This is a genomic window from uncultured Brachyspira sp. (assembly GCF_910588665.1).
GTDB lineage: Bacteria > Spirochaetota > Brachyspiria > Brachyspirales > Brachyspiraceae > Brachyspira.
Genome location: NZ_CAJUPR010000001.1, coordinates 119,036 through 144,091, shown reverse-complemented (window position 1 = coordinate 144,091; position 25,056 = coordinate 119,036). Strand labels below are relative to the sequence as shown.

Sequence of the window (25,056 nt, the reverse complement as noted above, 5' to 3'; positions counted from 1 at the left end):
GCAATCATATATTTAAAAATCTATTATGCATTTAAAGTTTTGCTTATCCCTCCATTTTATAAACTCATCAAATGTACTGATATTATGTTTTAATACAGCCTTGTAATATTCCATTGATGCTATTTTCATATTATCAGGAGTTTCATATTTAAGTTTTAATATTATATTTCTTTTTTCTTCGTTAAGCATACCTATTATATCATCTGCAACTTTTTCAAAATATCCGTCATAATAAGAACCCTGCAATATATGTATTATATCTATCTGCCAAATATCATTCATATCATAATCTTTATAAAATAAATGCCATTCTATGCAATGCTCTTCAGTATCTATTAAATTATTATATGATACCTTTTCTATTTTTTTATTTAAAGCTATATTTGATACCGCCGAAAAACTTTTTTGAATATCAATAGGAAAAGTATATACATGAAAATCTATATCTTTATTTTTCATTAAAAGCCCCATCTTCAAAGAACCTATCAGATTTACTCTTGCCCCAATATTTTTAAAAGCATTGTAAATATTAAGCTCTTCTATGATTGCTAAAGCTTTTTTTTTATTATTTTGGGCTGTCTCTTTAATTATATGCATATTTACACCTCTTTAATTAATACAATATCTTTATCTTTAATAAGAGTATTTCCCCTAGGTATAACGCTTCCGCCTTCTCTTTTTATCATAACTATAAGATTATTTTTCGGAAGATTTAAATCTTTTAATTCTTTATCTTTCCAAGGATGATTATTATTAATATGTATCTCTTTTAAACTCATATCATAATATTTTGTTCTTTTAGCATTGAGTATAACAATATCTCCCCTTTCAATAACAGTATTTCCATGAGGAATAATAGTATCATCTCCTCTTTCTATTGTTACAATAATTGATTCCTCAGGAAGATCTATTTCCATTATAGGTTTTTCCACCCAATGATGATTATTAGGAATCTTCACCTGTATAAGCTCCATATCCGAATCATCAACATAGTCATTGAATGTTTTAAGTACATTTTCTCCTGAATCTACAAGATCAAGTTTTTTAGCTATAACGGGCAATAATGTCCCTTGAAATAATACAGATATAATAGCAAGAACAAATACTATATGAAATATATCATAACTGACGGAATTGTCATTCACTATAACAAATATTGCAAATACTATGGAAGCAGCTCCCCTAAGTCCTGCCCACATAACAAGAAGCTGTTTTTTTAATGAGATTTTAAATGGAGTTAATATTGAAAATACTGCTATAGGTCTTGCCACAAATGTTATAAATAATGCCACATATATTGCAGTAGGCGCAATATTAAACATTCTTGAAGGGAAGGATAAAAGACCAAGCATAAAGAAAAGCACCATCTGCATAAGTCCTGTGATTCCGTCAAAAAAATGCACCAAAGTAACCTTATTTTTAATATTGCTGTTTCCAAGAACTATTCCTACTATATAAACTGTTAAATATCCGTTTCCTCCTATAGTTGAAGAAAGAGAATATGAAAGCAGAGCCACCGCAAGCGCAAATATAGTATCAAGTCCGCTTACAGGAAATCTAAATCTCTTAAGCATATTATAAGCCATAAATGATACAAATGCGGCAATCAGCAAAGCAAAAACTATCTGAGCAAAAACCATATATATAATAGATAAAGGATTAGTTAAGGTTTTTCCTATAAGTCCCAAAAATATAACAGTAAGCATATATGACATAGGGTCATTGCTTCCGCTTTCAAGCTCTAATAATGAAGCTAAACCATCTTTAAGATTCAAATTTCTGGAACGAAGTATTGAAAACACCGAAGCGGCATCTGTTGATCCTATAACAGATCCTATTAAAAAACTTTCAAAAAAACCGAATTTAAGAATATAATAACATAAAACTCCTGTTATCATAGATGTTATAAATGTGCCTATAAAAGATAAAAGAAAAGCTTTACTTGCAACAGGTTTTGCAGCCTGCCAATTCGTTCCGAATCCGCCGTAAAATATAATGAATATTAATGTTATAGTGCATAGCTGCTCTGCAACTTTATAATTGCTGAATTCTATTTTTAAAAGTCCGTCAGTACCAAATACCATACCTAAAATTAAAAAAAGCAGGAGAGACGGAACTCCCACTTTGGTTGAAATTTTACTGACTATTATACAAAGAATAATTATTATAGAAGAAAGCAGTATTGATACATTCATAAAAAACCCGATATATAAACTAAAAAACTTAATTAGACAGTAATATAAATATTTTCTGTATGCTATATTATACAAAAAATATAATCTTTATCAACAATATTTATTTTTTATTATTGCAAGCTATAAACTCGCTTATATCATTTAAATAAATTAATAATCTGTATATAGAAATTTTATATAATTTTATGAAAGCATTAGAAAAACTTATAAAAGATGATACAGATTTGAATAAACAATATGATAAAATTACACCTCTTGGTTTAGCTGCTGCTAGGAATGATAAGACAATGGTTAAATTTTTAGTAGAAAAGGGTGCTGATATAAATTTAGAAGACGGATACGGCTATACTCCTTTAACATATTTGGTAAGTAAAGCTGTGTTTGGAACAGATGTTTGTTATTATTTGATAAAAAACGGTGCTGATGTAAATAAAAAAAATAATAACGGATATACTCCATTAATACTTGCTGTACAATGTACAAATTATGGTATTTTAGGAGTACTTGTAAATATGGGTGCTGATTATAATATTAAAAATAATGAAGGAAAAACAGCTATGGATATTGTTATAGAAAATGATGATAAATCAGCACTTCATAATTTAAATAATCCTAGCAATTTGGAATATTATTTGAAAATATATAACTATGTTAAACAGCATATTATTTTTAATTTTTGATAATTTATATTATTTTTGTATTATATTTATATAACAAAAATTAATGTACTAAATGATTATTTTATAAGATTTCTTTTTGCTAATAAAGGTAATGAGGATATATTAGAAAATATAGTTAATGCTGTATTATATAATATGGTATTAGAACAAGTTTCTAATTTAGAAATTTTAAATCCTTACAATTTAAAAGAAAATGAAAACTTAAAAAATCTATTTTAGATGTAAAAGCTATAACTAAAGATAATAAAAAAATAATTATAGAGTTTCAGATATTTGGAAATAGATTTTTTTTGAAAAGAATTTATATATTATCTTGGGTTGAATTTTTTACTACAGATGATTTAGAAAAAGTTATAACTAAATTAAAGGAGGTAAATCCTATTATGAATAAAGTAATAGAAAAATATGAATTATTCACTTCCGAGTAAGAAAACTATGCAGGAATACTATGACAGAGAGGCTTTTCTATATGGTCAGGAAATAATGTTTAAGAAGAGAAAGAAAAGAAGGGGTTGAAGAAGGAATTGAAAAATGAGTAAAAAAAATAAAAATATTCTTTGGCTAAAAATATGAAAAATAAAGATATGGATATAAACCTAATAAGCGAATTAACAGGATTAAGCACAGAAGAAATAAAAAAATTATGAACATCTGATAAGTTTACTTATCAGATACTTTATGTGAATAATTTTTTTATAAATAAATAAGAAATAAAAAAATTATTCAAATTTTAATAATTTCCTGCAAAAAATAGAACAGCCTGAAAATAATAATACCAAAACAACTAAAAAGCATAAGCAAAATAATAATGCTGAAATTTTTATAAAATTATAATTTTAAGACGGCTCTATTACAAACATAGTAGCAATCATTTTTGCAAGCATATTGGACTCTTCATCTCTTACAGCAGACTCAACTATAATAAGCTTCTTTCCAGCACTTATAACTTCTCCTGTGGCTATTATCTTTTTTGAAACAACGGGCTTTAAAAAGTGAATTTTTAATTCCGAAGTTACTATTTTATAACCGTCTTCAAGCATAGTTGCGGCTGCATGACCTCCCGCCGTGTCAGCTAATGAAGCAACCATACCTCCATGCATATATCCTAAATATTGAGAAAATTCTTTTTTATTTCTGCATGATATCGAAACTTTGCCTTTCTCTATATGCTCAAGCTCCATTCCGACAAAAGATAAAAAATCCTGAGATTTAAATCTGCTTTTTATTTTTTTTATCATCTCTTCATTACTCATATTGATATTAACTCCTTAATTAAAAACTTTTATTTATTAATTAATAAAAAACTTATATATATAATTTATAATAAACATAGCAAATAATATTACAGGAAGAATATATGTTACATAAACTCTTGACCGTTTAGGAAACTTTATACCGCTTCCTAAATCAACCTCATATAAAAAGTTATCCCATCCCCAACCGTATTTAGATACACAGAATACTATAATATATATTCCTCCGAGCTCCACTAAATTATAACTTACTATAAAATCAAATAAATCTAAAAAACTTGTATTTTTACCCATAGGCTGTATAAAAGATAAAATATTGAATCCCAAAGCTGTAGGAAGCGAACATATAAATACAGCTATTCCAACTATAACCGAAGCTTTTTTACGCTCTATTTTAAACTCCGACATAGTGAATGCAATTAAATTTTCAAATACTGTAACAACGGTAGTTAAAGCCGCCATAGATAAAAATATAAAAAATAATGTGCCCCATAATCTCGGAAGAGGCATTGAATCGAATATATTAGGCAATGTTACAAAAGCAAGTCCCGGCCCTTCTCCAGGATTTACTCCGAAAGCAAAGCATGCGGGAAATATTACAAGACCTGAAAGCAAAGCTATCAATGTATCAAGCATAACTATTATCACAGACTCATTAGTTATTGATTTTTCTTTTCCTATATAGCTTCCGAATATGGTCATACTGCCTATGCCTATCCCCAATGTGAAAAATGCCTGCCCTACCGCAGCATAAACGACTTCAAAAAAATTTTTTATTTCTCCTTTAAACATTTTTGATAAATCTGGAAGCAGATAAAACTTTATTCCTTCTAATGCTCCATCTAAAGTTACAGACCTTATAATAAGTACTATCACTATAACAAATAATGAAGACATCATAAATTTTGATGATTTCTCAACTCCCGACTGAAGACCTTTAAAACATATAATCGTACCTAAAAATACGGCTATAAATAAGCTAAAAATCATAATTTTCGGATTAGAAAGCATATCGGCAAAAAATTGCTCCGTTCCGTTAGGACCTAATCCTAAAGTTGAACCAGATGCCATATAATAAGAATAAGTAATTGTCCAGCCTGTAACGCTTGTATAAAACATCATAAGTATTAAGCAGCCAAGCATTTGAATATAACCTATTAAATGCCATTTAGAACCTTCTTGCTCTAATACCCTGTAGGAACCTGCTATATCCCTCTGACCTCCCCTTCCTATACTAAACTCCATAATAAGTATAGGAATACCGACTGCGGCTAAACAAATTAAATATATAAGAACAAAAAGAGCTCCTCCGTATTTTCCTGTAATATAAGGAAATCTCCATATATTTCCAAGACCTATGGAACATCCTGCAGATACAAGCAGAAAACCAAGCCTGTTAGAAAGCTTCTCTCTTTTTTCAATATGCATATTCATAACTCCGAAATAATTAATAAAAATATTATACATTATTAATATATTACTTCAAGCAGTAATAAAAATATTATTTGTTTTGTTATATTTTTTAATGCGTAAAATATGATAAAACAAAACATTTGAAACAAAAAATATTTTATATAAAAAATATAAAAATCAGTGTATAATTACAACACGAACACTGTTCTCCTGCCATCTTCCCTGCCATTTGCTTCCGCTGACAAGTATAGCGGTATCTCCATGAGAAGCCAAATTATGCTTAACTAAAGTATCTTCAAGTATATCAATCTGTCCGCCATGACTGATACCTGAACTAAAATTTAAATCTTCAGGCATAAGTATTGTATAAACATTATGGCATATAGCAAGTCTGCGGCATAAATCAGGGTCGGCAGACATAAAAACAATAGGAGTTTTGGGTCTTTTCTTAGATAAATTTTTAACGGTATGCCCCGATTTTGAAAGGGCAATAATAACTTTATTATCCAAACAGTATGATAAATAAGAAGCGCTGTCCGATAAAGCATCATTTACTCCTGTATCAATATAAGCAATATTATTATGAGAAGTTTTAACGGCGGATTTTTCAGCGGCTTTGATTATAGAAACCATAGCTTTAACTGATTCTATAGGATAATCTCCAGAAGCAGTTTCTGCAGACATCATTACAACATCACTTTCATCTAAAACAGCATTGGCAACATCGCTTGCCTCAGCCCTTGACGGTACAGGACTTTTAGTCATACTTTCAAGCATCTGCGTTGCTATTATTGTAATTTTACCCATAGCATTAGCCATTTTCAATATTTTTTTCTGCCAAACAGGAACCTCTCCGAAAGGTATTTCAACGCCTAAATCTCCGCGAGCCACCATAACACCGTCAGAATGCTTTATTATATCTTCTAAATTTTCTAATGATTCTGTATTTTCTATTTTTGATATAATACCTACATTATGAAAATTATTATCATCTAATATTTTTCTAAGTCTTACAACATCATCAGCGCATCTTACAAAACTCATACCTAAATAATTAACTCCATTCTCAGCTGAAAATAAAGCATCGCTTACATCTTTTTCGGTTAAAACTTCTGTTGTTACATGAGCCCCAGGTAAATTAATTCCTTTACTGCTTAATATACTGCCTCCTGTTATAACTTTGCATACAACAAGCTTTGAAGCCTCATCGCTTGATTCAACTATTAACTGTATAGTACCATCGGCTATTAAAAGCATTGAACCGCTTTTTACATCATGGGCTATGTTGGAATGTGTTGTAGGAATTATGCTGTCATCATTTGTTTCTTTATATCCGCTTAATTTTACAATATCGCCTTCTTTTACAGTTATAGGTTCTTTTAATTTGCCTATTCTTATTTTAGGACCCTGCAAATCGGCAAGTATTGCAACAGGCTTCTTTAAATCGTCTGAAACTTTTCTTATTATATTGATTCTTTTTAAATGCTCTTCATAAGTTCCGAATGAAAAATTTAATCTGCATACATCGGCGCCGTTTTCTATTATTTTTTTTACAATATACTCATCTGACCATCTAGGTCCCAAAGTAGCTATTATTTTAGTTCTTCTCATTTTATTTTCCCTTTTTATTTTATATTAATTTACTCTGATTTTATTTATTATATATATAATAAATAATAAAACAATGTAAGAATATTTTTTAATTTTTATAAAAAAATATACTTTAAAAATATATATTATAATATATAATAACGGTATGAATAAAGCTGCTATTAATATATCAATACTATTAATAATAATATTTTCATTATCTTCCTGCGGTCAAAAAAATAAAACTATCACTATAACTAATATAGCTATAGATGTACCCGAAGATTTTACCCCCGGATTTTTAAATAATACAGTAGCAGCCGATAATACAGTAGCGTTTAATGAATCTTACGGAGCTGAAAGAAGAACGGCAATATATACAATAGTATATACAAAATACAAAAGCGCATACAGCGGAATAATAAATTTAGAAAATGCAAAAAACAATGTGATAAACGGACTTAAAAATCATAATGCTGTAAAAGATTTTAAGCTGGTTTCTGAAGAAATATATAAAGATATGCCTAATTCTTATCAGATTTTAAGCAGTTTCTATTACGGACCGAATAAAACTTATCATAAATCATTTTTAATGCTGCATGAAAACGGCATACTTCAGATAATGTGCATGTATAATGCAAACAGCCAAAAAGACGGTACAGAGATAAATAATATTATTAAGTCTGTAAGAATAATAGAAAATAATACAAATCTGTAATTAAATATATTCTTTTATTATATAAGAGAGTTCTTTAACTTTATTTATATTTAAAGTTTCTCCCCTTATATTAGAATCTATATCTGCTCTTTTTAATATTTCGTCTATTTTTTCTTTATCTATACTTAAATACGGGGAATTAATAAAGTTATTTTTTACAGTTTTTCTTCTATTATGAAATAAAGTTTTTGATACATTTTTAAATATTTTTATTATATCAATATCAGCTTCCTTTGGTAAAATACTTATAATAGATGATGCAACCTTAGGAATAGGATAAAAAACATCTTTAGAAATATTATATTCAACTTTAACATAAGACATAAAATTTGCAAATAAAGTTAGTGCCGAATAATTTTCCGTATTTTCTTTTGCAGTAAGCCTGTATGCAAAATCACTCTGAACCATAAATACAGCATAATTCCATTTACAATAAGATTTTTCTAAAAGCCATTCCATTATAGGACTTGCTATATTATAAGGTATATTGCCGTAAATATCATATTTATTTACAGAATTTGATATATCTACTGTTAATATATCTTTATGAATTATATTTTTAAATTTTTCCGTTAAATGATTATATAAAGCATTATCATATTCCACTATGGTAAGATTTTCTTTATATATATCATTAAGCATGCTGCTTAAAGCTCCAAGTCCTCCTCCTATCTCCAATGCATATTTACTTCTTGACATATTATTAGGCACCGTATTTGCAATATTATATGCAATGTTGCGGTCGCATAAAAAATTCTGACCTCTGTTTTTATTTGGAAATATTGATTTATACTTTAAATATTCTATAACTTCTTTTTTGGAATATAAATTATCTAACATCTCTGGAAATTCTTGCCATCTGGAATATAACAAATAATATCAAAAATAAAGATAAAGAAACTATAATAATAATTCCTATTGTAATATGCGATAGAATTAACGCTAAGACACCTATATAATTTATAAAAACTCTGTATACTAAAGTAAGCAGTAAAGTTCCTACTACTCCCGTAACTTTATTATAAAGATGAAATTCTTCCGTAGCTGTAGAAAGTCTGAATCTGAAAGAATAATATGATATTATAATAAATAATAATAAATAAGTTATAGGTTCTATATCTTTGATTAAAATCTCTAAATTAATATTTTTATCTGAATATCCGAATTTAGTTATTTCATTCTTTAATGTATATAAATCAGGCAGGCTTATATATTTTAAATTTATATAGGCATAATTTTTAATAACATCAATTGTACTGTATGATATATTAATAGGTATAATCCTGCTGTCGGCATCATTATAAATATATTCATTTTTATTTTTATCAAAATGTACCTTTAATATTATATTTTTAATATTATTAGATGAATTGTAAGAATCGGCTATCTTGCCGAATAAAAAATTATCGGATCTTACAATTTTCAATTCATCATTAAATTCAATAATAGATATATCAAACATATATAAACTATTTTTAAAAACAGCACTGCTTGAAGAAGACAATAAAATATTTTTTCCAAGCATTAAATTAATTCCGTTATAATTAAATGAAGAAGAATTTAATAAATAAGGATTATCAATATAGGCATCCCTCACATCTTGTGCCTCTCTAATAAAAAAGTCATACCTGCTTATAGCATCTCTTATAATAGAATAATAATTATTTATCTCAGCAATATTAGGAGCTTTCAAATAAAGCTTGGAAATATTATCATAAGCCTTCCAAAAATACCCGCTTTCATATAAGTTAATAGTTTCGGATAATCTTCCGTATACAGATATTTCTTCGGTAGTATTTCCATAATACAAAGGTTTTTTATTTACAGCTATACTTATTTTATTCATATAGTAAAGTGCTAAAGGATTATTTTTATCAATTTCAAGCACTTTTCTAAAATGCATATTAGCTGCATCATAATTAGACAAACTAAACTCTCTGGATCCGAGATTAACTAAATTATTTATATTGCTGATTTCATTTTGATGAATACTATTATATCTTTTCATTTTTTCTTCTTGTATAGTTTTTATTAAAAGCAATGTGTTTCCGTCATTTTTATCATAAAATAAAGCATTTTCTGCAAGATTATATGCCTCATCTAAATTTCCGTCAAGCATTTGCTTTCTGGCTCTTTCATAAGCTTCATTTTTTAATTTGAGTTCATATTCATAATATACCTTCGAGTCTCTTATCATATTATGATTTTTAAGATTTGACATAAAAAAATTTGTAAAATAATAATCATAAACTGAATAAAAACATACTAATAATACAATAACTGCAATCGGAACAGCTATAACTTTTGATATGCTTTCTTGATATAAATATTTAGATTTAAAAAATGAAAGATAAACTGATAATGAAATTATATACGGCATATAGTTTTTATAAAATATTAAACTATATAATATATAAGTTGTTAAAGAGTAATTTCTATTCTCTCCTTTGGTATATAAAACATATATTATGAGTATGGCAATTATACTTATAATACTAAGCATCAAAAAACTTAATATAATAGACAAAGTAATATTATGTTCTTTTTTCATGAGTCCGTATTTTCTTCAATAACTTCTATATCCTCTTCTATTATCTCTAAAGGCTTCAAATTAGGCTTCTTTTCATAAATATCCAGCATAACTTTTTGAGCCAAAATTCTAGGAGGTAAAACTGTAAAATCATTTATTACTATATTAAAATAATCTAAAGCTTCATTATACTTATTCTGATAGTAATAGCAGAAACCTATTTCATAATAAGCCCAAGCTATATCTTTGGCATAATTATCTCTATCAAAATTATCTATTATGTACTGATAATAAGCCACAGCATTTTTATAGTTTTTATTACCAAATTCCGTATATGCTTTTTCAGCTATTATTTTAGGGTATCTCTCTTCTTCAAGTGAAATCTTAACTGATGAAGCGCATGAAATTAATAAAAAAATAAAAATAACTAAAAAAATAAAACCTTTTTTCACTAAAAAATCCACTATTTCTTTACAGTATATACCTCATCGCGTACTGGCAGACTCTTACGCAAAGCCTTAAGAAAACTCCTTAAATCTCCCATTTCTTTATAATCGTCGCACTTTTCAACTGTTCTTCTAGCCACCGTAAAATACTTGTACATTTTTTCTTCGCCAAGCTTTTTACGCCATTGCTCCTGCGCACATTTTACTCTAAGCAGATATTGATTACCTTCTATACCGCTTGCTTTTCTAAACAATACGCAATAACGGCAATTAGCGCAATAAATGCCTATTTCTGACAATTGTTCATTTTGTTCTTCGCTCATAAATACTTACCATAAATTATATTTGTTATTTTATGTTAAAAGTATAACAAACTTTATAATTAAAGTCAAGATTGTATATTTACATTGCAGTATATGCTGTATATAATAAAAAATATATAACTCTATTTAATAAAAATAGTAAAAAATATAGAAATTATTTTTTTATTATTGATAAATAAAAATATTACGAAAATAAACTTTAAGGATATATAAGGATATATATGAAAAAAATATTTCTAATAATAATTATATTATATTGCAGTCTGTATTCTCAAAACAATGATAAAAATTTTCAGGAAATATATAATCAAATAAAAGAAAAATATTCTTTAATATATCCTAAAAAATTTGAGGCATATATAGACGGCAAAATAGTACAAAAACAAATAGATACTATTCCTGCTAAGAGCTATTCTAAAACAAAAGAGGATATAAAATTAAAATTTACTTTTGAGAAAGGGGCAAAACCGACAATAATACTTGAAAATGTAGACAGTTTCTATAGAAATATGTTTTCTGTATTTGAAGGGGCTTTGGAAACAGTGGGATTTTATGCTTTAGTCGGAAATAATAATACTTATTCATCTCTGTCAAAAAAATTCACATTTGAAAATATAGAAGATAAAAGAGATGAATACAAAATTACTTTAAGAGCCAAAGGCAAAAACGATAATTATATTGTAACTTACACTGCAGATAAAGACGCTTTAATAATAAAAAGGGCGGAATATTATAATAAAAACTCTAAAATATATGATGTAAATATTTTATATCAGGAAATAGGTAATTATACTCTTCCAAAAACAATTAAATATAAAAGTTCAGACGGAAAAGTAAACTCCGAAATTGAATTTAACAATATAAAAACTTATTAAAAATAAAAAATTAAAACGGATATTAAAATTATGAAAAAAATATTATTAATTATAGCATTATCAATATCAGCCATACCTATTTACGCCATTAATGTGCAGAGTTTATTTAATCTTTCAAATAACGGAGAGATTGTATACTATAAAAGCGGAAATATAAATAATGAAGATTATATACAGGCAGAAAATATAAAATCGAATTTAGAAGGCAAAGGATATAAAGTATATTCAATAGTTATTGCTGATATACTGCCTAAAAACGGAAACGAACTTATAGCTTTAGCATCTTCTTCTCAAGGAGATATAATTTTCATATATAATAAAGATAATGAAGAGTTTTCATACAAAACGGATAAATTGGGAAATAATGCTGCTGTAGATTTAGAAAATTTCTATGATAAAAAAGATGAGGTAGGAATTATAAAATATTATATTATAAATGATAACGGAAATGACAGAGATATATACATGTATATGTTTAGAATAGATGCGTCAAGTATTAAATTTATAGCGGATATATCTTTTTATAAAGAAATTAATTCTATGAAAAGTTCAGTAATTATGCAGATGGACAATATATTTGAGGATATTGACGGAGACGGAATATATGAAATGCTTGTAGAATCAAGAGAAAAAGTAGAAGGCAGAAAAGACAGAATAGAATATCAAATATACAAATTAAGCAAAAGCAAAGGAAAATACGAATGCATTATGTCATCTTGGCTTGAAGAAACTCCGATTGACCTGTCAGGTTATTTTCAAAAAAGCACAAAAAAATAATAAAAGTATAGAAACAAAAAAGCATAAAGTAAAATAAGGCAGTTAAAACTGATTACAGCTGACATAGAAGCATAACAGAAGTAATAACTTTTTTATACTTGTATAAAGAATACATATATTATTGCTATAAAAAGAAATATTATAATAGCCCCCAATCCGAACATTATTAATTTAAAAGTATTAATTTTTGCAAATGTCTTCTCAAATAAAGACTTTTCTGCATTATCATTTTTTTCCGCATCAGAATCAGCTGGAATATCCTTATTAGGAACATTAAATAATTTTAATTTAATAGGCTCTATTTCTTCTATTAAACAGCAGTAACCCTCTATCAATTTTAATAATATTTTAATTAATTTATCTTCAACATGCTTTTCCAATACTTCAGCAGGAACTAAATATCTGGAATATTTATCTTTTTTTCCGTTAAGCTCAAGATATATTATATTTTCTTCCACTGTATTAGAATTAATGCTGACTATAACCTTATCTCCCGGCACTATATCATTAATAGATTTACCTGATATAGGATCTACCACAAAAGAAGCATTAATTAACTTATAGGCAGGAGCCTGATTCTCTAAGGCTTCTTCTCCATATTCATACTGTCCGTCTTTATTGCCGTATGCCATATTTACAGATTTTGAATTTTCAACTTCCTTATTAATATCTTCCACAGCAGAATTAAGAGTACTAATATCTATAGTTTTAGTATCTATATCAAATGTGCCTATATGAAAATCCATAAATTTATTAATACTTCCTGAAAATATATCAATTGTTGAAATTTTATTATTTCCGCTGCTATATATTATAATATTGTTAATATTCTTATCTTCGCTTAAGATATTCAAAAGAACATCATTAAATTTATTGTAATATGCGATGCTATTGTTTTCATTTAATTTATTGTAAATTTTAATATGTTTATATAATTCCACTAAATCGGTATATGCATTTAAAAAATTAAGCATTTTATAATCGTTTGAAATAATAAATGCAATATCTACTAAGTTATTATTATATTTATCTATAAAAAACACTATATATACATATTCATTCAGATCACTGTATTCCGCTAATATTTTAACAGCTAAAACTTCATCATCAGAGTTTAATTCTTGTGGACACATAATTATTTATCATACCCGCTTAAAAATATAAATGTTATTATATAATAACCTATATAATAAACAATAGCAAAATAATTTGACATATAAAATGGAAAATAATTATTAAAATAAATGCTTGATTTTTTTATATTTAATTATTATAATCTAATATCCTAAATTAATAAAATCTTTTTAAGAGGATATTTATGTCTGAAAATACAAAAAAAATGCAGAAAAATGCAGAATTAATATTTGCATATATATATAATAACAGAATAATATTCATATCGGCTTTTATATTAATAATAGTCCTGATAGGAGGTATTTTAATTTATAAAGCTAATATAGAAAGCATGGATTCTGCTGTAAACTCTGAATTTGAATCTGCATTAGCTTTGTATAATATATATCAAAATTATGAATTACCGATAGAACAGCTAAATGATCCTGCTTTGATAATAGATATAACTTCAAGATTTCAAAAGGTATATAACGGCGCTAAAGGAAAAAAACTAAAATTAAGAAGCGCCTATGCTTTAGGCTCCGTTTATTATGATATAAATAATTTCAATGAAGCTGAAAAATATTATCAGGAAGTTGCAAATTCAAGAGGATTTTATCTGCAGGAAACGGCTATTTATAATCTGGCTAATACTCAGATAGAATTAACTAATTATAAAAAAGCTGCCTCCACTTTAGAGAATTTTATTAAGGCATATCCTAAAAGTTATCTGCTTGCTCAGGCAACTTTAACATTATCCGATATTTATTTAGCAAATAATGATAAAACAAAAGCTTTGAATGCATTAAAGTCTTGGATTATTCAAAATACGAATAATACTGAGTATTTAGATTTATTTAGAGAAACTATTTCATTAATAGAAAATAATGTTTATTAATAGATAAAAAATATTTGTTATCAATATTTTTTAATATTTTAAGGAAACAAAATTGAATAAAAATGCTCCTATCATAGTTCAGGGCGATGGTACTATTCTATTAGATGTAAGTACAAAACATTTTGAAGAAATTAGAAATTTTATGCTGGTATTTGCAGAATTAATAAAAAGCCCCGAATATATACATACCTACAGAATAACTTTAGTATCTTTATGGAATGCTGCAAGCCTAAACTATACTTCGGAACAAATTATAAGCTTCTTAAAAAAATATACAGTTTATGAAATACCTAAAAATATTGTTAAGCAAATAGAAAACAGTATTGAAAAATACGGCAGAATAAAAATAATAAAAGAAGATGAAAAATACTATCTTATAAGCGAAGATAAAAATATTATAGACGAAATAATGCATTATAAACTGATGTCAAAATATATAAAAACTGAAATTAATAATAATAAATTAGAAATAGATTCCACATACAGAGGACATATAAAACTGGCTCTTATAAATATAGGATATCCTGTTCAGGATTTGGCAGGGTATAAAATAGGAGAACCTTATCAATTTAATATGAGAAAAAAACTATTATCAAACGGAGAAGAATTTGAACTTAGAGATTATCAAAAAAACTCTGTTGAAGCATTTTATGCAAACGGCGAACCTAAAGGAGGTGCAGGCGTAATAGCTCTTCCATGCGGTACTGGAAAAACTATTGTAGGCATAGCCGCAATGCATAAAACTCAGACAAAAACTTTGATAATAGTTACGGGCGTTACAGCCTGCCGGCAATGGAGAGATGAAATATTAGATAAAACTGATATTCCTGCTGAAGATATAGGAGAATATAACGGACTTAATAAGGAAATAAAACCGATTACTATAGCAACTTATAAAATTTTAACATACAGAAAAAATAAAGAATCCCCTTTTATACATTTTGAATTATTCTTCAGGCATAATTGGGGGCTTATTATATATGATGAGGTTCATCTGCTGCCAGCCCCTATAATTAAACTTACAAGTGAAATTCAAAGTATGAGGAGACTCGGACTTACTGCAACCCTTGTAAGAGAAGATGGACTTGAAAAAGATGTGTTTTGTCTTATAGGACCAAAAAAATTTGATATACCATGGCGCGAACTTGAGGAGAAGAAATTTATTGCTGAGGCATATTGCTATGATATAAGAATACCATTAGATGAAATACATAGATCCGATTATGTTGTGTCAAGCGATAAATTAAAATTTAGAATAGCAAGTGAAAATATATTAAAATATACTGTAGTTAAAAAGATAATAGAAAAGCTTGAAGGAAAAAACATACTTATAATAGGTCAGTATTTAGATCAATTAAATGAAATGAAAAAAAGAACGGGATATACAATAATTACAGGAAAAACTCCCCAAAGCGAAAGAGATATTATATATAAAAAGTTCAAAACGGGTGAAATCAACATACTTATAGTGAGCAAAGTTGCCAATTTAGCTGTTGACTTACCAGATGCAAATGTTTTAATACAAATTTCAGGTACTTTCGGCTCAAGACAGGAAGAAGCCCAAAGACTCGGAAGGGTTTTGCGTCCTAAAAAAGGAGAAAATAAAAGCTATTTCTTTTCTATTATTACAACCGATACAAAAGAGGAAGATTTTGCTCATAAAAGACAATTGTTTCTTACAGAACAGGGATATCATTATGAATTATTAGATAAAGATTCATTTGAAGAACTTGAATTTAATAATTAATTTTTTTATTTTTAAGAATACTTTTATTTTTAATAAAAATTGCAAGCACGTAATTTTTATAATTTAGTATTTATTTACTGCCTCTTTTTAGCTTTGTTATATTTTCAGATTCTATTATTGCAGAAATACTCATCTCCGTATTCATCTTCTACTTCATTAAGGTTTTCCAGTATCCGCCATTCATTTCTAGTAAGAACACCATTATTTAATTTTATTTGATTTGCTTGCTGTCTTGTAAGAGTATCACCTCTCAAAAGCCCATCCAAATTAAACTCTATATTATATTTTTTCTTCTCTGAATTATTTAATAAATATCCATTCAATGCTTTTTCTATACGAACACACCACGGTCTTATTGTGTGCGTTACAAACTCTATACTTTGATGTTCTATATTATTATTTGTACTTCTGCTTAAATCACCTATTAAATGAGGAGGTACCCGAAACACCCTGCATATTTCTTCTACTGAAAATCTTCTGCTTTCTAAAAACTGAGCATCTGACAAGTTCATCGTTACAGGCTCTATTTTCATGTCTTCTTCAAGAACTACAATATCTTTTTCCCAAGCCTCTCTGAAACTCTCTTTTAAGTTCTTTTTAGCATCTGCATTAAATCTTGCAGGATGAGAAATAATAGTGACTTTTTTAACACCGTTAGAAAAAAGTACAATGATTATAAAATATTATATTACTTATTATTAATGTAGATTTTTAACTAAAATATACTGTTAGGAGTATGAATGCCCAATAAAGCCAAAAATAAGCCGAAAAAAGCTGTTATAATACCAACTCCGCCAGAATATTTTTATGGGTATTCTCTAAAAAAGTGGGAAGAACTTGCACCTGTTTTCGCTGAAAAAAATATGCTCGGACCTGCTGACATATCAGCTTTTGAGCTTTTATGCCTGCATTATGGTGATGCTATGAATCTTTATGAGGCTATGATTAATGAAGGAGGTTCTATACAGGATATTTAGCTGGTAAAAACTCTCAAACTATGGGCGAATATTTAGCATATCACAAAGCTATAACGGCATATACAAAAATGCTTACCGAGTTCGGTTTAACTCCTGCTTCAAAAAAGAAAGTTCCTGCTCCTGACACTGTGGAGGAAGAAGATATACTTTCTAAGATGCTTAGCGAATAAAATAAACGAGCCTCTTGATTGTAAAATTAAGAGCTTTTAGGCGAGTTTATTTTATATATAAATAAAGAGGATGATCCGCTTGAAAAAATGATAAATGGTTAAATATATAAGGAATGAAAACCTGCCAGATTTATACAGCGTATAAATCTAATTATAGGCAGGTTTGCCGACGCTCTGCGTGCCGTAGGCAAGGCACCTATTCGGTGAATGATAACAATAATATGTATACTTATGAAGAATATATCAATAAAGTTATAAATAAAGAACTGCCAGTATGTCAAGCTGCCTTTTTATCTGTGAAAAGGCATTTGGATGATATAGAAAAATCTAACGCCAAAGGCGATAATGATTATCCTTTTTATTTTGATGATAATGAAGCTAAACGTCCTATTACTTTTATTCAATCTTTAGTACATACAAAAGGAGAATAGGCAAATCATAATATTATACTAGAGCCTTGGGAACAGTTTATAATAGCAAGCATATTCGGATGGAGGAGAAAGGAAAATAATTTAAGAAGATTTAAAAAGGCTTATGTTCAGGTAAGCAGAAAAAATGGAAAAACTACTTTTACATCTGGCATTGGTAATTACTGTTTTTTCTGCGATAGTCCTGCAGAGGCTGGAGTTGAAATATACTATATAGCTACTAAAAAAGATCAAGCAAAAATTGCATGGAGTGAAAGCGAAAGGCAGATAAGAAAAGCAAAAGCTTTAAATAAAGAAGCTATTACATATAAACAAACTTCTACAATTACAAAGAAAAAAGATACTGCATCAAAATCAAAACCATTAGGACAGGACAGCAGCACTGAAGACGGTTTAAATCCTCATCTTGTTATAGTAGATGAATACCATGCGCATCCTGATAATGAACTTTTAAATGTTCTGGAATCTGGTATGGGAGCTAGAAGGCAGCCTCTTACTTTTATAATCACAACTGCTGGATTTGATAAATCTTCAGTATGTTTTTCTGAATATGAATATGCTAAGCAAGTATTACAAGGTTCATTAAATAATGATGAATATTTTACAATAATATATGAGCCTGACGACATCAATGATATTTGGGTATTTATGTCTGAATATAAAGAAAAATTAAATAAATTAAATAAAGCGGAAAGCCGAGTGCCTGCCGATTTAAAAGAATCGGCAGGAGATTATAACGAGGCTGTACGCTTGAAACAAATAAAAGATATTTCAAAGCAGGAAGAATTAATAAATAAAATTATTTTTCAGGCTAATCCTAATATAAATGTTTCTGTAAAAGACAGTTATATAAAATCTAGGCTATTGGAAGGATTAGATAAACCTATTCAAAGAACTGATATACTTACAAAAAACTTGAATGTTTGGACACAGGCTAGCGAGGTTTGGATATCTTCTGAAAGATGGATTAAATCTTATTCACATCAAAATATAAATATAAATGACTTGAAAGGCAGAAAGGCCTGCATCGGTTTGGATTTAGCAACTACAAGAGATATAGCAGCCTATGTTTTATGTTTTGATTCTGTTGATAATGGTCCGTATATACTTCTGCCCCGCTTCTTTATGCCTAAAGAAAATATAAGGCAGCGTTCTAAAGAGGACAGAGTACCTTATGAATTATGGGCATCTAAAGGTTTAATTACTTTAACAAGCGGTGATATAATAGATTTTGATGTAATAGAAGCTTCAATATTAAAAGATGCCAGAGATTTTGAAATTATAGAAATAGCATACGACCCTTGGAAAGCTATTGAAATAGTAACACACTTAGAAAGCGAGGGCTTCAAAATGGAACAGGTTAGGCAGTCTTTTGCTGTCGGCGGTTTATCTGAAGGAACTTCTTTATTTGAAAAAACTATAGATGAACGAAAACTCTTACATGGTAATAATGCAGTTCTTAATTGGATGATAAGCTGCTGTGAAGTAAAAACGGATGGCAGAGATAATTATCTGCCTGTTAAGCCTGACAGAAGAAGATCATATAAAAGAATAGATGGAATTGCAGCCTCTATTATGGCTCTTCATAGAGTGATTAAAAATCATTTTGAAGATACTAAAAGTATTTATGAAAGTGAAGGTGTATTTACCTTATAATCTGGATACTTTATATATTATATATAAAGTATCCATTAATAAATAATTAAAAAAGGTTTATGATACTTTCAAATTGTCTATTTCTGTTTCTGTCTTTATTATATAATAACCTAATAATTCATTTATTTTTTCTCTCATTTCTTTTCTCATAAATCTTGCTGATAATTCTAAAAAATCAGCATAATTATTTATAATATCATCGCTTGTATTAGTATCTGCTCTCATGCTGTATATTCTGAAAGAAGATATTATTTGTCCGTCTGTTTTTTTATTAGTTTCTAATATTTCCTCTTTAATTACCTCTTTTTATTTATTATGTGACAATAACTCTGTCACACAGTGCATATTTGATGCCAAAAGATAGTAAGTTCTTTTCAAACAAAACAAGATTATTTTTAAGTCATAAGTTTAAAATGACTATTTTAATTTTAAAATTTAATAAAAAGACTATAATTATAAACAAAAATACAAATAAGGTTTTTAAAATGCAGGATTCAAGAAATAGCATAACAATTAATTTTAATCAGGATTTATACAGATGGATTGTTAAAATGGTTGAAAAAGCTAAAGCTGATCCTTCTAACTTTTCCAATTCTACATTTGGAGGTTTTGTGCAGGCTTGTGTTGCAAAAGCTAAAAAAGAATACGAGGAAAAAGGCAGTGAAATGCAGAAATTAAAAAAAGAGTAGAAGAATTAGAAGAAACTGTAAAAAGAATTGATGAATTAGAAAATAAAATTAAAGAATTAGAAAAATGACATTGATACCCCCCTAATAAAAAAGTTATCGCCATGCACAGAAGACTAGCCACTCGTTGCACAGATTGAAAGTCTGTAAGGATTTTACCCACCCCCGCCAAGCAAATATATAAATTAGTTATATTCTTGATATAAAAAAAATTAAAAAATTATTTATTTTTTGTAGAAAAAGTATTGACAAAATCATCAGAAATGGTATAATAATTTTATCCTTAAAGTTAAGGAGGTAAAAATGGAAGTTCTAACTTTCATAACTGCGGTTATTAATTTAGTGTCTGCTATTATAATCGTAGTTAAATCAATTAAAGATTAAAACCTTTGATTGATTATGAAAGGGAGTCAAGTTGGTAGCTTGGCTCCTGAACTTCCATACTTACTATTATATATAAATTATATGAGGTGTCAAGTATGCTTTCAACAATAACGGCAATAATTTCTATTATTACATTATGTCTTAATATAACAATATTAATAATTTTATTTAATAAAGGAAATAAAAATGGAAGTAAAGAAAAAAGATAATAGAGGCGGTGCTAGAGCAAATACAGGTGGAGCTCGTAAAGGTGCTGGAAGAAAAAGAATAATAGAAGATAGACTTGACATTAAATTATATATGCGTGTTAGTGAAAAAGAACAGCTTTTAATAAAAGAAAAAGCAGAGCAGAAAAATGTCAGTGTATCTCAATATATTAGAGATGCTGTATTAAAAGAATTAAATATATAATTATTAATTATAGGTGTTGCGATAATTGGTGTTATCGCAACAATTTTAATATTTAATTTTAGTTCTAACTCTATTTTGAAGTTTTATTTGATTATATAAATCTATCTCTTCTTGATGTTCAAATATTATAGATATGCAATAATCTTGTTCAAACTCAATATCTTTCAACCATTTATTTTCATTTAAAAGTACTATATGAATAGGAGAAGATGGAATGTTCTTTTTTCTATCAGTATATTCTATAACATATTTTTGGTTACATCCATTACTTATTTTAGTTTTATTATTTATTTTTATTTCATATTTATTAATACCATTATTTATTTCTTCAATATCATTATTTATTTCTCCATTCTTTTTTTCTTTTTTTCTCATCTTTTCAAATATTATTTTAGAATCTATAGAATGATATAAATAACATTTCATTTTATTTGAAAAATATTCTAAACGAGTTTTTCTAGTTTCTGGATTGTAAGTAAGTGTAATAATAATTTTTTTATTTCCTTTTGTATTAAAAAATATATCTGGTACATTAATAGTATAAATTTTAAAGTTATCTATTTTTATAGAACTTTCATCATATAATAAAACCCGATTATTGTATGAATTAATACTTCTTTCGTAATTAGGTAATCCATAACCAATGATTTTTTTAAAATTACCAATTAAATCTTTTTCATCAGTATAAAAATCAGGATAATCAGCTCCAGACAATAATATATTTCTTATAAAATTAGAAGATGCATTTGGAAATTTATTAGCTATTTTTCCAACTATATGAGATACTTTTGCTGCTGCAAAACTAGTACCATAATCATATTTAAATAATTTATCAAGATTATTATTTAATAATATTAATTTACCTCCTATGTCCTCACGTATACGACCATTTTCATAATATAGAATCATATTACCTCCATAATCCACTAATTCTGGTTTAATAGTATCGTTTATTGGATCACCAGTTCTTGAAAATATAGAAGGATGATTTTTTGTCGCTATCGGATCTTTTATTTTTTCAGCTACATGATCATTATATCCATTTTTATGTATAGTTATGTCATTTGATATTGAACCAACAGTTATAGACAATGCTGATGTAGCAGGATTAATTACTTTAAAATTACTTTCTAGTAAATATTTAGGATAATTATTTTTTATATCACTTATAGAATCATATATTTCTCTAGGATCTTTATTTCCAGAAGATATAACAAAAACAGTTTTATTATATTTTAATGCTAATTCATCAATTAAAGCAGCTAAAGGAAATTGTTTAGATTTAATATCACTATCATCACTATCTCCTATGGATATATTTACACATTTTATATTATTTGAATTATTATTTAGGAAATATTCCATAGCATCATAAAATTGATGTTCTAGTAATTTTTCTGGATCATATTTAGCATGTAATTTTCCATGAAAATCTTTTTCTGAATACATAACTTTAGCAGAAAACACATAATTTGAAGGTATAAAACATTTATTTTCTATACATTCTTTTACATCTCCATAAGCAACACAACCTGCTACAGAAGTTCCATGTCCAGCTTTGTCCATTTCTTCTTTTTCATTATTTTGAAAATTATTTTCATCACCTACACATTTTTCCAATAGTGGATGATTAGAAACTATACCAGAATCTATAATCAATATTCCTGTAGCATTATAAGGTGGTTCTTCTATATTAAGTTTTTGTATATCTACATTATTATTGTATTCGTGTATATTTATATATGAATAATTAGGTCTATCCATAAAAGCTATATAAGGAAAATCTATAATCTTTTCTAATGTATCATTATTAATATATGCTCTTAAAATTGCAAATGATTTGCATAAAAAACTATCAGAAATTCTACAATTTTTATCCTTAATGTTATTTTTAATAATAGTTATTTTTTCATTGAACTCATCTTGGGAATATTTATCTAACCATAGTTCTATATTTACATATTCATAATTAATTAATTTTTTTTCTTTTAGACTATGACCTAATTTTTCTTCTTTTGTTATTGGAACAATGCTATCTATGTAATTGATATTATCATATTTATTTATTTCATTTCCATATGAAATTATATATTTTTTTAATTTATCTAAATTTGATTTATTTATTACTATTATCTGTATTCCTGTGCTATTTTTATATGATGATATTATATCTATATCTCTATTATTTAAATCTTCTTCTATTGATTTTAAATAAGCATCTTTTTTTAAATGAATACAAAAAATTAAATTATTATCATTGTAATTCATTAATTCCTTTATAGATTTTGCATTAGAAATAATATTTTCTATATTTTTTATGTTTGATTCTGAAAAAGATTTTTTTTCAGTAGATGTTCGCACAATTTTTTCTTTTCCGAAAGTATGTTTATCTCTATCAAATATATAATTTGTAGCTTCTATTTTTATATGTTCATATTCTTCTTTTTTCATAATTATTTTTTACCATTTCTAATTTTATTTCTCTTTAAAAATTTATTCAATGATAAGTTAATAGTATTGTTATCTATTTCATCTTTGGAATTAATTACTGATATTTTTATAGCTTCTGTAACTATCATTTTGATATCGGATGCTGAAAGTCCTTTAGATTTTTTTACTAATTCTTCCATATTAATATTATCTTTTCTTTTTATAATTTTTATATATTTATCAAATAGCTCTCTTCTAGTTTTATCATTAGGTAAATCATAATAAATTATATCATCAAACCTTCTCCATATAGCTGGATCTAATAATTGTTGGTGATTTGTAGCAGCAAATATAATACTATCTCCACTAAAATTATCCATCATTTGAAGAAAATTATTAACAACCCTTTTTATTTCTCCATGTTCATGTGAATCATCTCTATTTTTAGCAATAATATCAAATTCATCAAATAGTACAATCCAAACATCACTTTCCAAAAAATCAAATACTTTTTTTAGATTATTTGCTGTTTCTCCTAAATAAGAAGATATTATTGTATCAAATCTTATATATACTAATGGAATGTTTAAAACTGAACTAATAATTTGAGCAGTAAAAGTTTTACCTGTACCTGGAGGACCACATAATAGTATTTTATTTTTATATGACATATTATAAGTTGCAAGTACATCTGAATATTTGAATTCTGATATTATTTGTAATAGCTGATTCATAATATTTTTTTCTACTTTTAAATCATCTAAAGAATAATCATAATTTTTAATTTCTAATAATTGAAAACCTTTTTCTGAATCTCTTGGAATTGGAACAGTTTCTTTAAATCTTTTTTCTGTTACAAAACTTTTATTGTTTAATAATTGTTCCAATTCTTTTACTACAGAATTATGTTTTTTTAATTTTTCTTTTTCTATATATCTATTTACCGTATTTATAAATTTATTATCATCACGTTCTTTATATGATATAATAATATCTTTTATTATATCTGTATTATTCATTATGTACCTTCTTAATATTTCTTATAGTAAAATTTCGCACGTACTGCCCAACACTTAAATTTTCTTTCTGAGCATAAGTATTAATAAGATTATACGTTTCTTTGGTGAGTCTAAACATAACTCTTATGTCAGCCTTTTCACGACCTTGTATTTTCCTACCAGCTCCTTTTCTAGCTCCACCTCTTGGCATAAAGATATCCTTTTTATTTGATATAATTATAGTATATAGCATTTATTTGAAAAAGTCCACTTTATTCAATAAAAGATGTATGAATAAGGTTGACAATTAAAATATATATAGTTATAATAATACTTATCAAAAAATAGGATAAAAAAA

At 27.0% G+C, this 25,056-nt stretch carries 21 protein-coding genes and 5 pseudogenes; 11 read left to right on the top strand and 15 right to left on the bottom strand.

The features are described from left to right. Positions 1-12: 12 nt before the first annotated feature. Positions 13-597, bottom strand: a complete 585-nt coding sequence (locus tag QZ306_RS00790; protein ID WP_295159705.1) for a phosphoglycerate mutase family protein — start codon at positions 595-597, stop codon at positions 13-15. Between the two features lie 2 nt (positions 598-599). After that, positions 600-2,195, bottom strand: coding sequence for a potassium/proton antiporter (locus tag QZ306_RS00785; protein ID WP_295159702.1), 1,596 nt, complete (start codon positions 2,193-2,195; stop codon positions 600-602). A gap of 185 nt (positions 2,196-2,380) precedes the next feature. Between QZ306_RS00785 and QZ306_RS00780 the strand changes: the two are divergent. Next, positions 2,381-2,875 (top strand): annotated as a pseudogene (locus tag QZ306_RS00780) (ankyrin repeat domain-containing protein); the annotation flags it as partial. Positions 2,876-2,905: 30 nt separating this feature from the next. Beyond that, positions 2,906-3,522: pseudogene (locus QZ306_RS00775) on the top strand (PD-(D/E)XK nuclease family transposase). Positions 3,523-3,711: 189 nt separating this feature from the next. On the opposite strand, the gene QZ306_RS00770 reads toward QZ306_RS00775, so the two are convergent. The 3 genes from QZ306_RS00770 to pyk all read right to left on the bottom strand — a co-directional run bounded on the left by QZ306_RS00770 (position 3,712) and on the right by pyk (position 7,152). Next, on the bottom strand, positions 3,712-4,128 hold the full coding sequence (locus QZ306_RS00770) for a PaaI family thioesterase (RefSeq protein ID WP_295159700.1): 417 nt from the start codon (positions 4,126-4,128) through the stop codon (positions 3,712-3,714). A 36-nt stretch (positions 4,129-4,164) separates the two neighbouring features. Then, positions 4,165-5,556, bottom strand: a complete 1,392-nt coding sequence (locus QZ306_RS00765) for a sodium-dependent transporter (RefSeq protein WP_295159698.1) — start codon at positions 5,554-5,556, stop codon at positions 4,165-4,167. Positions 5,557-5,718: 162 nt separating this feature from the next. After that, entirely contained in the window at positions 5,719-7,152 is a 1,434-nt protein-coding gene (pyk, locus tag QZ306_RS00760; RefSeq protein ID WP_295159695.1) for a pyruvate kinase, read from the bottom strand. A gap of 145 nt (positions 7,153-7,297) precedes the next feature. Here pyk and QZ306_RS00755 point away from each other — a divergent pair, with 145 nt between their 5' ends. Further along, positions 7,298-7,849 carry a hypothetical protein gene (locus QZ306_RS00755; RefSeq protein WP_295159692.1) on the top strand — a complete coding sequence of 184 codons (552 nt, stop codon included), beginning with the start codon at positions 7,298-7,300 and terminating at the stop codon, positions 7,847-7,849. On the opposite strand, the gene rsmA is transcribed toward QZ306_RS00755, so the two are convergent. Genes rsmA through QZ306_RS00735 form a run of 4 tightly spaced genes read right to left on the bottom strand, consistent with a single transcriptional unit; the run spans position 7,850 to position 11,148 of the window. Continuing rightward, positions 7,850-8,689 (bottom strand): 16S rRNA (adenine(1518)-N(6)/adenine(1519)-N(6))-dimethyltransferase RsmA, encoded by an 840-nt coding sequence (gene rsmA, locus QZ306_RS00750; RefSeq protein WP_295159690.1) that lies wholly within the window; start codon positions 8,687-8,689, stop codon positions 7,850-7,852. Continuing rightward, positions 8,679-10,400 carry a hypothetical protein gene (locus QZ306_RS00745; protein WP_295159687.1) on the bottom strand — a complete coding sequence of 574 codons (1,722 nt, stop codon included), beginning with the start codon at positions 10,398-10,400 and terminating at the stop codon, positions 8,679-8,681. Before QZ306_RS00745 ends, rsmA begins: the two co-directional genes overlap by 11 nt. After that, entirely contained in the window at positions 10,397-10,831 is a 435-nt protein-coding gene (locus QZ306_RS00740) for a tetratricopeptide repeat protein (protein ID WP_295159683.1), read from the bottom strand. Before QZ306_RS00740 ends, QZ306_RS00745 begins: the two co-directional genes overlap by 4 nt. A gap of 11 nt (positions 10,832-10,842) precedes the next feature. Then, entirely contained in the window at positions 10,843-11,148 is a 306-nt protein-coding gene (locus QZ306_RS00735) for a hypothetical protein (RefSeq protein ID WP_295159681.1), read from the bottom strand. Positions 11,149-11,369: 221 nt separating this feature from the next. On the opposite strand from QZ306_RS00735, the gene QZ306_RS00730 reads away from it, so the two are divergent. Then, on the top strand, positions 11,370-12,023 hold the full coding sequence (locus QZ306_RS00730; protein WP_295159680.1) for a hypothetical protein: 654 nt from the start codon (positions 11,370-11,372) through the stop codon (positions 12,021-12,023). A 30-nt stretch (positions 12,024-12,053) separates the two neighbouring features. Further along, positions 12,054-12,800, top strand: coding sequence for a hypothetical protein (locus QZ306_RS00725; protein ID WP_295159678.1), 747 nt, complete (start codon positions 12,054-12,056; stop codon positions 12,798-12,800). Between the two features lie 92 nt (positions 12,801-12,892). On the opposite strand, the gene QZ306_RS00720 is transcribed toward QZ306_RS00725, so the two are convergent. Further along, positions 12,893-13,933, bottom strand: coding sequence for a hypothetical protein (locus tag QZ306_RS00720; protein WP_295159675.1), 1,041 nt, complete (start codon positions 13,931-13,933; stop codon positions 12,893-12,895). A 185-nt stretch (positions 13,934-14,118) separates the two neighbouring features. Here QZ306_RS00720 and QZ306_RS00715 point away from each other — a divergent pair, with 185 nt between their 5' ends. Both QZ306_RS00715 and QZ306_RS00710 read left to right on the top strand, forming a co-directional pair. Further along, entirely contained in the window at positions 14,119-14,811 is a 693-nt protein-coding gene (locus QZ306_RS00715) for a tetratricopeptide repeat protein (RefSeq protein ID WP_295159673.1), read from the top strand. A gap of 52 nt (positions 14,812-14,863) precedes the next feature. Continuing rightward, positions 14,864-16,558 (top strand): DNA repair helicase XPB, encoded by a 1,695-nt coding sequence (locus QZ306_RS00710; protein ID WP_295159670.1) that lies wholly within the window; start codon positions 14,864-14,866, stop codon positions 16,556-16,558. A gap of 122 nt (positions 16,559-16,680) precedes the next feature. On the opposite strand, the pseudogene QZ306_RS00705 reads toward QZ306_RS00710, so the two are convergent. Then, a pseudogene (locus QZ306_RS00705) lies at positions 16,681-17,220 on the bottom strand (phage portal protein); the annotation flags it as partial. A 78-nt stretch (positions 17,221-17,298) separates the two neighbouring features. On the opposite strand from QZ306_RS00705, the pseudogene QZ306_RS00700 reads away from it, so the two are divergent. Beyond that, a pseudogene (locus tag QZ306_RS00700) lies at positions 17,299-17,705 on the top strand (P27 family phage terminase small subunit). A gap of 221 nt (positions 17,706-17,926) precedes the next feature. Further along, positions 17,927-19,789: pseudogene (locus QZ306_RS00690) on the top strand (terminase large subunit). A gap of 57 nt (positions 19,790-19,846) precedes the next feature. On the opposite strand, the gene QZ306_RS00685 reads toward QZ306_RS00690, so the two are convergent. Then, positions 19,847-20,014: a hypothetical protein gene (locus tag QZ306_RS00685; RefSeq protein WP_295159665.1), complete on the bottom strand. Its 168-nt coding sequence runs from the start codon at positions 20,012-20,014 to the stop codon at positions 19,847-19,849. 260 nt (positions 20,015-20,274) lie between these two features. Here QZ306_RS00685 and QZ306_RS00680 point away from each other — a divergent pair, with 260 nt between their 5' ends. Further along, a complete protein-coding gene (locus QZ306_RS00680) occupies positions 20,275-20,478 on the top strand; it encodes a hypothetical protein (protein ID WP_295159662.1) in 204 nt (67 codons plus the stop codon). Between the two features lie 567 nt (positions 20,479-21,045). Beyond that, the gene (locus tag QZ306_RS00675) at positions 21,046-21,270 is read left to right on the top strand and encodes a DUF6290 family protein (RefSeq protein ID WP_295159660.1); all 225 of its coding nucleotides are present in this window, start codon (positions 21,046-21,048) and stop codon (positions 21,268-21,270) included. Positions 21,271-21,315: 45 nt separating this feature from the next. Here the strand turns inward: QZ306_RS00675 and QZ306_RS00670 are convergent, their stop codons facing one another. The 3 genes from QZ306_RS00670 to QZ306_RS00660 are packed head-to-tail and all read right to left on the bottom strand — an operon-like array spanning position 21,316 to position 24,909. Further along, positions 21,316-23,721 carry a S8 family peptidase gene (locus QZ306_RS00670; RefSeq protein ID WP_295159657.1) on the bottom strand — a complete coding sequence of 802 codons (2,406 nt, stop codon included), beginning with the start codon at positions 23,719-23,721 and terminating at the stop codon, positions 21,316-21,318. 2 nt (positions 23,722-23,723) lie between these two features. Continuing rightward, on the bottom strand, positions 23,724-24,719 hold the full coding sequence (locus tag QZ306_RS00665; RefSeq protein ID WP_295159654.1) for an ATP-binding protein: 996 nt from the start codon (positions 24,717-24,719) through the stop codon (positions 23,724-23,726). Continuing rightward, a complete protein-coding gene (locus QZ306_RS00660; protein WP_295159651.1) occupies positions 24,712-24,909 on the bottom strand; it encodes a hypothetical protein in 198 nt (65 codons plus the stop codon). The genes QZ306_RS00665 and QZ306_RS00660 overlap by 8 nt, the downstream gene beginning before the upstream one ends. Positions 24,910-25,056 lie beyond the last annotated feature (147 nt).

What these genes read in the sequence shown, in the direction of transcription:
- QZ306_RS00790 (WP_295159705.1), bottom strand. Translation starts at nt 597, where the DNA reads ATGCATATAATTAAAGAGACAGCCCAAAATAATAAAAAAAAAGCTTTA.
- QZ306_RS00785 (WP_295159702.1), bottom strand. Translation starts at nt 2,195, where the DNA reads ATGAATGTATCAATACTGCTTTCTTCTATAATAATTATTCTTTGTATA.
- QZ306_RS00770 (WP_295159700.1), bottom strand. Translation starts at nt 4,128, where the DNA reads ATGAGTAATGAAGAGATGATAAAAAAAATAAAAAGCAGATTTAAATCT.
- QZ306_RS00765 (WP_295159698.1), bottom strand. Translation starts at nt 5,556, where the DNA reads ATGCATATTGAAAAAAGAGAGAAGCTTTCTAACAGGCTTGGTTTTCTG.
- pyk (WP_295159695.1), bottom strand. Translation starts at nt 7,152, where the DNA reads ATGAGAAGAACTAAAATAATAGCTACTTTGGGACCTAGATGGTCAGAT.
- QZ306_RS00755 (WP_295159692.1), top strand. Translation starts at nt 7,298, where the DNA reads ATGAATAAAGCTGCTATTAATATATCAATACTATTAATAATAATATTT.
- rsmA (WP_295159690.1), bottom strand. Translation starts at nt 8,689, where the DNA reads ATGTTAGATAATTTATATTCCAAAAAAGAAGTTATAGAATATTTAAAG.
- QZ306_RS00745 (WP_295159687.1), bottom strand. Translation starts at nt 10,400, where the DNA reads ATGAAAAAAGAACATAATATTACTTTGTCTATTATATTAAGTTTTTTG.
- QZ306_RS00735 (WP_295159681.1), bottom strand. Translation starts at nt 11,148, where the DNA reads ATGAGCGAAGAACAAAATGAACAATTGTCAGAAATAGGCATTTATTGC.
- QZ306_RS00730 (WP_295159680.1), top strand. Translation starts at nt 11,370, where the DNA reads ATGAAAAAAATATTTCTAATAATAATTATATTATATTGCAGTCTGTAT.
- QZ306_RS00725 (WP_295159678.1), top strand. Translation starts at nt 12,054, where the DNA reads ATGAAAAAAATATTATTAATTATAGCATTATCAATATCAGCCATACCT.
- QZ306_RS00720 (WP_295159675.1), bottom strand. Translation starts at nt 13,933, where the DNA reads ATGTGTCCACAAGAATTAAACTCTGATGATGAAGTTTTAGCTGTTAAA.
- QZ306_RS00715 (WP_295159673.1), top strand. Translation starts at nt 14,119, where the DNA reads ATGTCTGAAAATACAAAAAAAATGCAGAAAAATGCAGAATTAATATTT.
- QZ306_RS00685 (WP_295159665.1), bottom strand. Translation starts at nt 20,014, where the DNA reads ATGAGAGCAGATACTAATACAAGCGATGATATTATAAATAATTATGCT.
- QZ306_RS00680 (WP_295159662.1), top strand. Translation starts at nt 20,275, where the DNA reads ATGCAGGATTCAAGAAATAGCATAACAATTAATTTTAATCAGGATTTA.
- QZ306_RS00675 (WP_295159660.1), top strand. Translation starts at nt 21,046, where the DNA reads ATGGAAGTAAAGAAAAAAGATAATAGAGGCGGTGCTAGAGCAAATACA.
- QZ306_RS00670 (WP_295159657.1), bottom strand. Translation starts at nt 23,721, where the DNA reads ATGAAAAAAGAAGAATATGAACATATAAAAATAGAAGCTACAAATTAT.
- QZ306_RS00665 (WP_295159654.1), bottom strand. Translation starts at nt 24,719, where the DNA reads ATGAATAATACAGATATAATAAAAGATATTATTATATCATATAAAGAA.
- QZ306_RS00660 (WP_295159651.1), bottom strand. Translation starts at nt 24,909, where the DNA reads ATGCCAAGAGGTGGAGCTAGAAAAGGAGCTGGTAGGAAAATACAAGGT.